9 protein-coding genes are annotated in these 13,121 nt (G+C 55.3%); all 9 read left to right on the top strand.

Translation table 11 applies throughout. The features are described from left to right. Positions 1-66 precede the first annotated feature (66 nt). Positions 67-963: a LysR substrate-binding domain-containing protein gene (locus B5D61_RS15800; RefSeq protein ID WP_078814373.1), complete on the top strand. Its 897-nt coding sequence runs from the start codon at positions 67-69 to the stop codon at positions 961-963. A 106-nt stretch (positions 964-1,069) separates the two neighbouring features. Then, positions 1,070-3,937 (top strand): beta strand repeat-containing protein, encoded by a 2,868-nt coding sequence (locus B5D61_RS15795; RefSeq protein WP_078814372.1) that lies wholly within the window; start codon positions 1,070-1,072, stop codon positions 3,935-3,937. Between the two features lie 155 nt (positions 3,938-4,092). After that, the gene (locus tag B5D61_RS15790; RefSeq protein ID WP_078814406.1) at positions 4,093-4,971 is read left to right on the top strand and encodes a cation diffusion facilitator family transporter; all 879 of its coding nucleotides are present in this window, start codon (positions 4,093-4,095) and stop codon (positions 4,969-4,971) included. 67 nt (positions 4,972-5,038) lie between these two features. Next, a complete protein-coding gene (locus B5D61_RS15785) occupies positions 5,039-7,021 on the top strand; it encodes a metallophosphoesterase family protein (protein WP_139373295.1) in 1,983 nt (660 codons plus the stop codon). Positions 7,022-7,042: 21 nt separating this feature from the next. Then, entirely contained in the window at positions 7,043-8,494 is a 1,452-nt protein-coding gene (locus tag B5D61_RS15780) for a sulfatase family protein (RefSeq protein WP_078814404.1), read from the top strand. 127 nt (positions 8,495-8,621) lie between these two features. Beyond that, positions 8,622-10,850 carry an NADP-dependent isocitrate dehydrogenase gene (locus B5D61_RS15775; RefSeq protein WP_078814371.1) on the top strand — a complete coding sequence of 743 codons (2,229 nt, stop codon included), beginning with the start codon at positions 8,622-8,624 and terminating at the stop codon, positions 10,848-10,850. A 180-nt stretch (positions 10,851-11,030) separates the two neighbouring features. After that, positions 11,031-11,465, top strand: coding sequence for a YciI family protein (locus tag B5D61_RS15770; RefSeq protein ID WP_078814370.1), 435 nt, complete (start codon positions 11,031-11,033; stop codon positions 11,463-11,465). Between the two features lie 73 nt (positions 11,466-11,538). Continuing rightward, the gene (locus B5D61_RS15765; RefSeq protein WP_078814369.1) at positions 11,539-12,528 is read left to right on the top strand and encodes a L,D-transpeptidase; all 990 of its coding nucleotides are present in this window, start codon (positions 11,539-11,541) and stop codon (positions 12,526-12,528) included. A gap of 124 nt (positions 12,529-12,652) precedes the next feature. After that, entirely contained in the window at positions 12,653-13,111 is a 459-nt protein-coding gene (locus B5D61_RS15760; protein ID WP_078814368.1) for a NanQ anomerase/TabA/YiaL family protein, read from the top strand. Positions 13,112-13,121 lie beyond the last annotated feature (10 nt).

The raw sequence follows: 13,121 nt of genomic DNA, 5'->3' as shown, positions 1-13,121 counted from the left end.
ACTAAACTTCGATGAATAACTCATGATGAAAGAATCAAGTTTGTCGTGTATTGATATCAAAACGGTATGGACTACTCGATCCGAGAACTCGAATGTTTCATTGCGGTGGCCGAGGAACTGTCATTCACTCGTGCCGCTAAACGCATCCATTTGGCGCAACCTCCTTTGTCTCGGCACATCCGCACCCTTGAGGAGAAAATCGGAGCGGCGTTGTTTTCTCGTGAGGCACGCCAAGTCACGCTCACCTCTGCCGGTAGCTTATTTTATGAGGAAATCCGTAACGTTCCCCGTGTGCTCAGCCGGGCTGGGGAGGCGGCTCGTCGTTGTGCTTTGGGTGAGACAGCTCGCCTAAGATTGGGATTCGTTAGTGCGGTGATGAATGATGAGCTGGTGGAAACATTCCGCCGATACCGTGAGCAGTATTCACAGGTGCAGGTGATGCTGCACGATAGTCCACCGCAAGATCAGTTGAAAGCCATTGCCACCGGTCATCTGGATGGTGGATTTGTCGGGGTGGCTCCTTCCGTCAAACCTGCCGGTATCCAATGGGTGGCATGGCATCGAGAGCCTCTCCTGTGTTTCGTTCCTGCTGGGCATGCATTGGCTGCGGTTAAATCACTTTCCCTGGCAGATCTTCGGGAGGAGTCATTCATTGCTGTCGCTCATGATTCAGCCCCTGCCTTTGCCGCACACATTCGCGAATTGTGTAAAACAGCGGGCTTCAGACCTCGAGTTATTCTGGAGTCTCCGCGGGCGCAGGCCGTCGCCCTCATGGTAGCGGCAGGTTCAGGCATCGCCCTTCTACCAGCGACCTTGGCTCGTCTGATGGAGAAATCGGTTCATGCAATTGCCTTGAAGGAAAAACCTCAAATCACGCATGTCTTTGCGTGCCGTCAGGGTAAGGGTAGCCAGTCGCTTTCAGATTGGTTGCGAATGCTGAGAGCTCCCCAAAAAGCAGGCTGATAGAGTTGTCGCAGGGGTGTTCTTATGGGGTGACGCAAAATCTGAAGATTTAGGGTGCGATAGCTGAAAGACCTTTGGCGTTCATTTAGGCAAGCTGACTTGTCTCATGATCCGCATTTCTCTCCTTCCTTATTCTCTTCTCGCATGCGTGATTTTCCCGATGACCGCTCGGGCCGTCAACAAGGCTGATAATACGACGAATCTCAATCAAGGGGCGAGTTGGAGTGGAGGCACTGCACCTGGAGTCTTCGATGTAGCTCAATGGACGAGCGCTTTTTCTGCGACAAGTGCCGCCACCCCTCTGTTGCTTGGAGGCAATGTGACGTGGGGCGGGATCACGATCACCAATCCAGGTGGTGATGTACTCATTGGCACAGGCAATACGTTAACACTGGGTTTTTCCAGCCCTTCGGGCCACAGCATCAACATGAGTTCGGCGACTCAAAATCTGACCATTCAGTCTGGACTGACTTTGCTCAGTGGTTCCTCTCAGAGTTGGAATATCGCATCTGGCCGCACGCTTACCTTGAGCGACGGAACGTTCACTCGAGGCACAGGAGCTACTTTGAATATCCAAGGCACAGGCACCATCACGACGACGAATATCTCCAATGTCCAAGGCATCATAGGCCCTTGGGTCACGATGGGCACTGGTGCTTCCATTCGTTACGCGACGGTGGATGGATCCAACCATATTATCGCTTACACGGCAGGCACTGCGGCCGCTACGGCTAACCTGATCACCGATGCCACGGGCACGGTAAATTATGATCTTGCGGCGGGTGGAGCCTTGGGAGCAGGAGCTTCGTTTAACACCGTTCGTTACATCGGTGCTGCGGCAAGTGTGACGGGTGACTTCTCTGCCAAAGGGATCTTGAATGCTGGCACCGGAGCGCTTTCTTTCAGTGGCAACGTAGTCATCGGTGGTTCACGCGATCTCACCTTGCATGCGGCTACGGGGGACATCACTCTCACTGGAAACATTGCTAACAACAGTGGTGGAGCCTCGACGTTGACGAAGACGGGGGCCAATACGGTTTATCTCACCGGTAGCAATAGCTACACGGGCATGACGGTGATCAATAATGGCGTGCTGGATGTGGGGAATCTCAGCAATGGTTCTCTCGGATCAGGCGGTCTTCTGATCAATGGCAATGGCACTCTCCAAGGTTATGGAACCTTTACCCGCTCGTTCAGCAGCAATGTTACTCCCGGCACCAATCAAGTCGCAGGTCAAAACGGCGGTTTTGCAGCGCGTGGTGGGGAGTTGATCTTGAACTTCGGTGGTAATGCCACGCCTTCCAGCATCGCTCTCAATGGTTCCGGCTATATCTTTGGCAATGACTTCCGTTTTGGTTCGGCCACGGCAGATAATAAAGTGGTCGTTCTGAATCCCATTGTGATCAACAGTGCCGGACGCCGTAACATCACGGTCATCTCGGGGGTAGGTGGAGACTCTGCTGAGTTGCGCGGTGTCCTCTCCAATGGCGGCGTGGGATTGTCACCTTCCGGCATTACCAAGAGCGGCACGGGCCTGCTCATCCTGAGTGCCGCCAACACCTATACCGGTGTCACCCAGATCGCCGCAGGCACTCTGAGCATCGACTCCATTGCTGATGGCGGTGTGGTGAGTAACCTCGGCGCGTCCAGCAATGCAGCGAGCAATCTGGTTTTCGATGGTGGCACCCTTCGTTATACCGGTGCCACGGCCAGCACGGATCGCAGTTTCACCATCAATGCAGCCAAAACGGCGACGATTGAAGTCACAACAGCTGCCACGAATCTGACGATCACTGGCAGCACCACAGCGACCACAGGAGGGCTTACCAAAAGTGGTGCCGGCACTTTGACCCTGACTGGAGCGATGTTGCATACCGGGCAAAACAACATCACAGGGGGCATTCTGGATATTGGCCCGATGACCAACCTTGGCAGTGGAGGTTTAACCTTTACGAACAGTGCCATTCTGCAAGGGAACGGCACTTTGAATCGCACGTTTAGTTCCAACGCGACCCCGACCGCAGGGCAGCTGTCTGGCCAAACCGGTGGCTTTGCAGCGCGAGGTGGCGATCTTACCCTCAATCTGGGCAGCAGTATCGGCCTGAATACGGCTCTCTATATTTTTGGCACCAATTTCATCTTTGGTTCACCGACTGCCGACAGCAAGGTGGAGCTCACCAGCGATATTAATCTCAACTCATCCAACAGTGACCGCGTTGTCACGGTTAACTCAGGCGTCGGGGGGGATTACGCAGTGCTTTCCGGTGCCATCAGTGGCGCGACTTCGGGGTTGCGAAAAGAGGGCATGGGCCTGCTCACCTTGACCGGAGCCAATACTTACGCCCGCATCACCAGTGTCAACGGTGGCACGTTGTTGGCGAACTACACTGGGACTGTTACGACAGCTTCTTCGACGGGAGTCGGGCCAGTCACGGTGGCTGCAGCAGGCACTTTAGGCGGCTTCGGACGAGTGGGCACTGGCAGCACTCTGGTCACCGTCAATGGGCGGCTTAGCCCTGGCGATACCACTCTGACCGACACGCGTGATACTCTGACGATCAGTGGCAGTCTGACACTCGGTAGTGCTGCCACGACACAGCTCGAAGTCGCTTCACTCAGTGATCATGATAAGGTGGTTGTGACCGACACCGTCACGCTGGATGGCATCGTCAATGTGGACTTCACGGGTTTCAGTTCGTCCAACTTTTCCAGTAATTTCACCCTGGACCTCTTCGACTGGGCCAATCTCGTGTCTTCCGGCTTTACCGTGGGTAATGGTGCCAGTGGGGACCTGCGTTTCTTGAACCTTGATTATGGAGCGAATGTTGGAACCTGGGATTTCAGTGAATTCCTATCAACAGGGCTCAATGGCGGCAGCATCAGCTGGAATGTCGTTGCGGTTCCTGAGCCTACTCGTGTCTTATTTTTAGTGTCTGGGCTGGGCTTGGTGTTTCTGCGCCGACGTCGATGCTGAAAAAAGGCAGGTTCTCCGATCAGCACAAGCCTAAGGTCAGTGCCTGGGGTTGACTTTTTCTCTGAGACTCGGGATAGTCTTGGCCCCCAAGCCTGCTCCGAGTGATTCTGTGGATCGCTCAGCCACGCCCTCCTCCTTCTCGGTTTGTCTTCCTCATGAGTCACAATCAAGTCGCCGCTCGTGCTGTTCTATGGAGCATTGTGCTCAATGCCGGTCTGGCGGTGGTGAAAGTTACGGCTGGGATTCTAGGTCATTCCTATGCTTTGATCGCCGACGGCATTGAGTCCGTGAATGACATCTTCGCCTCATTGATGGTTTGGGTCGGGCTGAAGGTGGCTGAAAAGCCTCCAGATGATGATCATCCCTATGGCCATGGCCGCGCGGAGCAGCTGGCTGGATTATTTTCTGCCCTTTCATTGCTGGCTGCCGGGGGCACCATTGCCTGGCAGAGCGTGCACAACATCATGCATCGGCATACTTCGCCCGAATGGTTTACCCTGCCGATCTTGGTCGTGGTGATTATCGTGAAAGAAGGACTCTCACGCTATGCGATGCGGAAGAGCGATGAGACGACTAGCACCGCTCTCAAAGGCGATGCTTGGCATCATCGCGCGGATGCCATTACTTCTGGCGCAGCGTTGCTAGGCATCAGTGTGGCTTTGCTGGGTGGAGATGGCTACGAGATGGCTGATGATGTGGCGGCGCTGGTGGGCTGCTTCATCATTTTCCTCAATGGGTTCTTTATGCTGAAGACGGCGCTGCACGAAAACATGGATGGCGCAGCGACCGAGGAGCTTTATCAGGAAGCACGGGACATCGGTGCGACTGTGCCAGGTGTCAAAATGATCGAAAAACTGCGCATGAAGAAGTCTGGTCTCGGTTACCACATGGATATCCATGTGCAGGTGGAAGGTTCCTTATCCGTGGCAGAGGGGCATCGGATTGGCCATGACGTCCAGGATGCCTTGAAAGCTTCGGATCGGCGGTTTCTCGATATCATCGTGCATGTGGAGCCCTTTGGCCATGCGGATTGAGTCGGCGGCGCAAAAGAATCCGGGGTTCCATGAAATCTAGCGTCCTTGGAGACGTTACGAGGGGTCCATGAAGAAAGACCGCTCTGCTCTCTCCCGACGTGATGCCTTGAAACTGACTGCTGCTGGACTGGGGGCGCTGGCGCTCGATCCGATAAAGATGGTGGCGCAGGAGGCTGCCACTCCATTTGGCGCTGAGTTCCCCATGCTCGACTCGCTAGCGACGGGGGAGTGGTGGGCCAAGGGCGGGGCGGCAGCGGGAGCCAAGGGTAAGGGTAAAGGCAAAGGGAAGGGAAAAGGCCCCTCCGCACCACCTGCCATGGATGTGCCGCGTGAAGACGTGGTGGCCTTTGCCATCTACACCCATCAAAACGGTGTTTTGAAAATGACCGGCCAGCTTTACCCCTTGAAGCCCGGTGAGTCACGGGAAGCACGGTTGGAAATCCAGCGAGATGGAGAGTGGAAAGAGGTGGCGAAAGCGGATGTCATCTACCCGGGCTGGGATGTTCACTTTCGTCTGGAGAATTGGGACGCGAGTCAGGATGTCCCGTATCGTGTGCGGCATGGGGAAAACGCCATGTTTGAAGGCCTCATCCGCAAGGACCCCAAGGACAAAGAGGAGATTGTGGTGGCCAATATGTCCTGCAATTCCAGCCGCACGACCGGTCTCCGCCCCGAGATCATTGACAATCTCAAGGCCCAGAATCCCGATCTGCTTTTCTTTGCCGGAGACCAGACCTATCGTCACACCGAGCATACGGCGGGATGGATCGAGTTCGGTCTGCAATTCCGTGAGATCATGCGCGATCGTCCAACGATCTGCATCCCCGATGACCACGATGTGGGGCACCCCAACCTGTGGGGAGAAAACGGTAAACTCTCTGTCATTCCGGGCAATGCCGATGGTGGCTACATGTATCCGGTGGAGTATGTGAACCAGGTCCAGCGTCAGCAGTCCTGGAACCTGCCCGATCCGGTGGACCCCGCGCCTGTGGAGCGGGGTATCACAGTTTACTTCACACGCCTCACTGTGGGGGGAGTGGACTTTGCGATCCTTGAAGACCGCAAGTTTAAGAGCGGTCCCGCTGGGAAGATTCCGCAGATGGGGCCACGTCCGGATCACATCAATGATCCATCTTACGATCCCAAGACGATCGACCTGCCGGGTCTGCAATTGCTTGGTGAACGCCAAGAGCGCTTCCTCGCACAATGGACACAGGACTGGACGGGCACTGAAATGAAGGCAGTGCTTTCCCAGACGGCCTTCTGCGGAGCCGTCCACATGCATGGCAAGGAGAATGAAAGGTTGTTAGCCGATCTGGATTGCAATGGCTGGCCGCAAACTCCTCGTGACCGTGCTCTGGAAGAAATCCGCCGTGCCTGGGCAGTGCATCTATGTGGGGACCAACACCTCGCCGTGACGGTCAAGCAAGGCATCAAAGAGTTTGGTGATGGACCTTATGCTTTCACCAGCCCGGCTTTGGTCAATACCATCTATGGACGCTGGTGGCATCCGGAGGATGAAAAACCAGGACCCAATCCGATCGCCAATAGCCCGCTGCCCTGGACCGGAGATTTCCATGATGGCTTGGGTAACAAGATCAGCATCATGGCCTATGCCAATCCGCCCGACATCACGGACGAAAAGCAACGCGCCGATGGATATGGTGTGGTTCGGTTTAACAAGAAGTCACGTAAGATTGTATTCGAATGCTGGCCTCGGTTCTCCGATGTGAAGGATGGCGATAAGGGGCAATTTGCAGGCTGGCCGATCACCGTCGATATGGAAGCTAACGATGGACGTAAGATTGTCGGCTACCTGCCAGAACTTGTCTTCGAAGACGACAGTAATCCGGTGGTGCAGGTGGTGAAGGAAAAGGATGGTGAGATCCTCTACACCATTCGTGTCCAGGGGGGGCGCTTCCAACCTCGGGTCTATGAGGGGGGGCAATACACTGTCCGTGCGGGGAAGGATCAGCCTGAAAAGGACCTGCTGACCGGTCTGGAGCCCCATGCTAAAGAACAAGCGGGGCAGAAAACGCTCAAGGTCTAATCCACCATCTTCTCTATGCCCATGAAGCCCCTCTTTCTCATTCTTACATCTATCCTGCTTGCCACGACACTCGCTCGAGCGGCCGAGAAACGGCCTAACATCATTTTTGTTATGGCTGATGATATGGGGTGGGGCCAGACGGGGTATCGTGGTCATCCAGTGCTCAAGACTCCGAACCTGGACGCTATGGCAGCGAATGGGCTTCGCTTTGATCGGTTTTACGCAGGTTCCCCCGTGTGCTCTCCCACTCGGGCGAGCGTGCTGACAGGGCGCTCCCCGGATCGCACCGGGGTATTGACTCACGGCGATGCTCTGCGGCGGCAGGAAAAGACGATTGCCCAGGCTTTAAAGACCGCTGGCTATGTCACCGGCCACTTCGGTAAATGGCATCTCAATGGCTATCGTGGGCCAGGTGCTCCGATCTTGCGGGATGATCCGATGAGCCCAGGCACTTTCGGTTTCGATGAATGGGTTTCTGTGACGAACTTCTACGACCAAAATCCCTTGATGTCTCGTCAGGGAGAAATCACGGAGTTCAAGGGCGATTCGTCGGATATCGTTGTGGATGAGGCGCTGAAGTTCATTGAGAAGCATTGTGCCGGAGATCAGCCGGTCTTCACGGTGATCTGGTATGGCACCCCCCACAGTCCATTCCGTGCCCTTCCGGAAGATAAGGCCGCCTTTGCAGCTTTGGATGCGGCCTCGGCAGATCATTATGGCGAGTTAGTCGCTCTGGACCGCAGCGTGGGCGTTTTACGCGCAAAACTGCGTGAATGGGGGATCGCGGATAACACCCTGGTGATGTTCAATAGTGACAATGGTGGTTTGCCCAAGATCCAGCCTGAAACCGTGGGAGGATTGCGCGGATTTAAAGGCACGACCTTTGAGGGGGGCATTCGTGTCCCCGCCATCATGGAATGGCCTGCGGTCATTCAACCCCGCGTGACATCTTACCCAGCCTGCACGATGGATCTTTTTCCCACGGTGGCAGACATTCTCGGACTGCCTAGGGAGGTGATGGTGCAACCGGTGGATGGTAAGAGCCTCAAGCCACTCCTGACACAGGAGATGGGTCCTCGCCAGCAGGCGCTGCCCTTTCGGTATGGCTCGAAAGCCGCTTGGGTGGATGACGATTATAAATTGGTGACGGAGGACCTCAAAAAGGATCAATTCATGCTGTATGATCTGAAACAAGATCCGCAGGAAACCCACGATCTGAGTGCCGAGACACCCGAGCGTTTCGCCGCCATGAAGGCTGCTTTCTTGAAGTGGAATGAAGCTGCGGATGCCAGCTTTGCCGGGAAGGATTACCCTGAAGGCCGGGTTTCTCCTCCTGATCCTGAATCTCTCGCTTGGTATGAGTCCGAAGCTTATCGCCCCTACATCGAGGGCTGGAAAAACCGCTGGGAATATCAGAGCTACCTGAATGGCTCTCCCAAAGGAAAGGGGAAGAAAGCAAAAAAGGAAGATTAAATCCCTGGTTCTGCGGAAAGAGGCTACGTTCGCACCTCTTTCCGGGCTGGACATGCGATTTTCGGGGTGCTTGGCCGTTGCGTTGCTGCATGGGTGCGTCTAGGTCTGAGATACTTAACCTTGCGATATGTCTGCACAGCCCACCATTATCTACACCTTCACGGACGAAGCTCCTCTCCTGGCCACCTATTCGTTGCTGCCGATCGTGCAGGCTTTTACGAAACCGGCAGGTGTCGCTGTGGAAACGCGTGATATCTCCTTGGCAGGCCGCATCATTGCCAATTTCCCCGAAGTCTTGACCGAAGAGCAGCGCATCAACGATGACCTCAGCTATCTCGGTAAGCTCTGCTTGGAGCCGACGACAAACATCATCAAGCTCCCCAACATCTCCGCTTCCGTGCCTCAGCTCAAAGCCGCTGTGGCAGAGCTCCAGGCAAAGGGATATAAGCTGCCGGACTATCCTGAAAACCCGCAGAACGATGCGGAAAAAGAGATCAAAACCCGCTATGCTAAGGTGATGGGCAGCGCGGTGAACCCAGTCCTGCGTGAAGGTAACTCCGACCGTCGTGCTCCGAAGGCAGTGAAGGACTATGCGAAGAAGCATCCGCACTCCATGGGCAAGTGGTCTGCTGACTCCAAGACCCGCGTTGGCACGATGGGGGGCAAGGGCGATTTCTTCTCCAATGAGAAGTCTGTGACGGTGCCAGCCGCTACGGATGTGAAGATCGAATTTGTGGCTGCTGACGGCACCACCAAGGTGCTGAAGGAAAGCACCCCGCTGAAGGCCGGAGAAATCCTGGACGGCACTTTCATGAGCAAGGCTGCCTTGGTAAACTTCCTGGCCGATCAGATCGCTGAAGCCAAGAAGGACGGCGTGCTTTTCTCCCTGCACATGAAGGCCACGATGATGAAGGTCTCGGACCCAATCATCTTCGGACATGCTGTCGAGGTGTTCTTCCAGGACTTGATCGCCAAGCACGCTGCGACTCTGAGAGAATTGGGCGTGGATTTCCGCAATGGTTTCGGTGACCTCGTCAGCAAGATCAGCAAGCTTCCCGAAGACAAGAAAGCTGAGATCGAAGCCGATATTCAGGCTGCTTATGCCAATGGCCCTGCGCTCTCCATGGTGAATAGCGACAAAGGCATCACCAATCTGCACGTGCCGAGCGATGTGATCGTGGATGCTTCCATGCCAGCGATGATCCGCGCAGGTGGCAAGGTCTGGGATGCCAAGGGGAACACGGGTGACACACTGGCTGTTATCCCCGATAGTAGCTATGCGGGTGTTTATCAGGCCGTGATCGAGTTCTGCAGAGCCAATGGCGCTCTGGATCCGAAGACCATGGGGTCTGTGCCAAACGTGGGTCTGATGGCTCAGGCTGCTGAGGAATACGGCTCCCACAACAAAACCTTCGAAATCCCTGGCAAAGGGACCGTCAAAGTCACGGATAAAGACGGCAATGTACTCTTCTCTCATGAGGTGGAGCAGGGCGATATCTGGCGTGCCTGCCAGACCAAGGACGCTCCTGTCCAGGATTGGGTGAAGCTGGCCGTTAATCGTGCTCGCGCCACGGGCGTTCCTGCCGTCTTCTGGCTGGATAAGGCCCGTGCTCACGATGCCCAGATCATTGCCAAGGTGGAGAAGTATCTCAAAGATCACGACACCAGCGGCCTGACCATCGAAATCCTGCCACCTGCTGAAGCCTGCAAATACAGCCTGGAGCGCATCGTCAAAGGCGAAGACACCATCTCAGTGACGGGCAACGTGTTGCGTGACTACCTGACCGACCTCTTCCCGATCCTGGAAGTGGGCACCAGTGCCAAGATGCTTTCCATCGTGCCTCTGATGAACGGTGGCGGCCTCTTCGAAACGGGTGCGGGCGGTTCAGCTCCGAAGCACGTGCAGCAGTTCCTGGAAGAAAACTACCTGCGCTGGGATTCCCTGGGCGAGTTCTTTGCCCTGGCCGCTTCCTTTGAGCATCTGTCTGATACCTTCAAGAACGCCAAGGCCAAAAGCCTGGCTGATACGCTGGACACGGCCACGGGTAAGTTCCTGGAGAACGATCGCTCCCCTGGCCGCAAGCTGGGCACCATCGACAACCGCGGCAGCCACTTCTACCTCGCTCTTTACTGGGCTCAGGCCCTGGCCGAGCAGACCGCCGATGCAGAACTGCAGGCAGCCTTCAAGCCCATCGCCGAAGAACTCACCGCTAACGAAGCCAAGATCGTCGAGGAACTCCTCGCTGTTCAGGGCAAAGCCGTGGATGTCGGAGGCTACTACAAGCCTTGCGATACCAAAGCCTCCGAAGCCCTGCGTCCAAGCGCGACGCTGAACGCAGCTCTCGCGAAGCTGTAAGATCGGCTGCAATCCCTTCGAAGATCCCGTCGTCTGTCCAGGCGACGGGATTTTTTGTGTGACGTGTGGAAAAGTGAGTCCGCTCTGTCCTTTGCCTCCGACTCCATTCGTCATGGCTTTGAAATGAGGTGCAGATGGCGACCTCGATCACCCTTAACTCCAAAAGAAAGACACCGCACAATGAGAGTCATGATCATTATCAAAGCAACGAAGCTCTCGGAATCCGGAGCCATGCCGAGCGAGGAGATGTTTGCAGCGATGGGTAAGTTCAATGAAGCGCTGATCGCTGCCGGAGTCATGCAGGCAGGCGACGGGCTGAAGCCGAGCAAGCACGGGAAGCGTGTGCTGTTTGTAGGCGACAAACAGGAAGTCGTGGATGGCCCTTTTCCGGTGGCGGAAAAGCTGGTCGCCGGTTTTTGGATCTGGAAGGTCGGATCCATGGACGAAGCTCTCGAATGGATGAAACGCTGTCCGCACCCGATGCCTGGAGAGGACGCCGAAGTCGAGTTGCGGCCCTTTTACGAAATGGAAGATTTCGGCGAGGAGTTGACCCCAGAACTGCGTGAGCAGGAGATTCGTCTGCAATCGGAGTTGGCGCGCCAGCAGGCTGTATAGCTCTCTCGGTAAGGAATTTGGACAAAAAGCCAGGGTGGATGCAATAAGCTGGGCTTGGGGGCCTCTTACCTTCATGGAATCCTCCCCCGACCCGCGCTTCCAGCGTTTCCGCGTCACTGGTTTGTGTCTCCTGACTTTGAGTTTATGGGGGCTCATGTCTTGTGAGACACGCCGACATACGCCTGATCCCGTGGTGGACGCCATGTCGCGAGATCGCACGGTGCAGTTGCAGATCTTTCTGGATAGTCAGCACTTCGGACCTGGGGTTGTGGATGGCTATCCAGGGGAGTTCACCAGCAAGGCGTTGTCGCTTTATCGAGAATCACAGGGATTGCCTGAAAACGTAACTCCTGAGGTGGCTTACATTCAGCCTTATACGAATTATGCGGTGAGGTCAGAAGATCTGGCGCGACTCGGGAGTATGGCATCCGAGCCTGCTGATTTAGCCCAACAAAAAAGCCTGCCTTACACCAGTTTGACGGAGTTGCTGGCGGAGAAGTTTCACACCACGATGGCCTTTCTGCGTGAGCTCAATCCTGGTCGTGATTTGAATGGTTTGCAGGCAGGGGAATGGGTGCGAGTGCCGAATATTCAACAGCCTTTCTTGGTGGATGCTTACCCGTCATCGTATCCGCGTGCATCTACGGCTGTCGCTACTCACCGGCGCGTGATTGTGGATACCCGATTGCGCATGCTCAGGGTGATGGATGGAGAGAAGTTACTGGCCGCCTTTCCGCTGACGCCAGGTTCCTCAGAACATCCGGCTCCCCTCGGGGAATGGAAGATTGCAGGTGCGGTGCCCTGGCCTTGGTATCGTTATGATGAAGGTGTCCTGAAGCGAGGGGAACGCACGGAGACTTTCTTCAATCTGCCACCCGGGCCGAATAGCCCCGTGGGAATTCTTTGGACCGGTCTCAATCGGCCTGGGGTAGGCATTCATGGCACCTCTTCACCCGAGACGATAGGTCGCTCTGGTAGTCATGGCTGCATCCGCTTAGCCAACTGGGATGCGGCGGTGTTTTACACGCTCGTCGCTAAGGGCATGCCGGTGACGATTCAGTAGCTCGTTACACTCCGAGGTGGACCTAACTAAAAGGGAATTTGCTGAATCCGGCCGGAGCCTATTCCTGCCTTGCGTAGCTGCCACCTCGCAGATAAAAGAGCCGCTTCACATTCCATCAGCACTCATGATCCAAGACACCCTGGAGAATTCCTCACGCTACGAAGCGTTGCATCCACACTTTGCCAAGGCCTTCGAATACCTTCGTGGTGTGGATGGCACTCAGGAACTCGGACGGGTGGATATCGTCGGGGATGAGGTCTTTGCCATCGTTCAGACTTACACGACGAAACCGCAGGAAAAGGCGCTGTTTGAAGCCCACAGGAAATACATTGATGTACAGTTCATTCAATCGGGTCGTGAAACCATTCTATGGGCACCTCTAACAAAGATGGCGGAAGAAACCATGGCTTACAGCGATGAGAAAGATGCCGCGCTCTGGAAGCTGGTGCCTGACATGACAGCCCTGCACATGAACCCAGGTCACTTTTCCATCCTTTACCCTGAAGATGCGCATGCTCCGTGCATTGATTGGGAAAAGCCCAGTGAGGTTTTTAAGGTAGTGGTGAAAGTGGCCGTTAACTGAGTTGATCTTC

Origin of the sequence: Prosthecobacter debontii (assembly GCF_900167535.1) — a bacterium.
GTDB classification, from domain to species: domain Bacteria; phylum Verrucomicrobiota; class Verrucomicrobiia; order Verrucomicrobiales; family Verrucomicrobiaceae; genus Prosthecobacter; species Prosthecobacter debontii.
The sequence above is the reverse complement of the archived record's forward strand: the minus strand, read 5'-3'. Positions and strand labels throughout refer to the sequence as shown.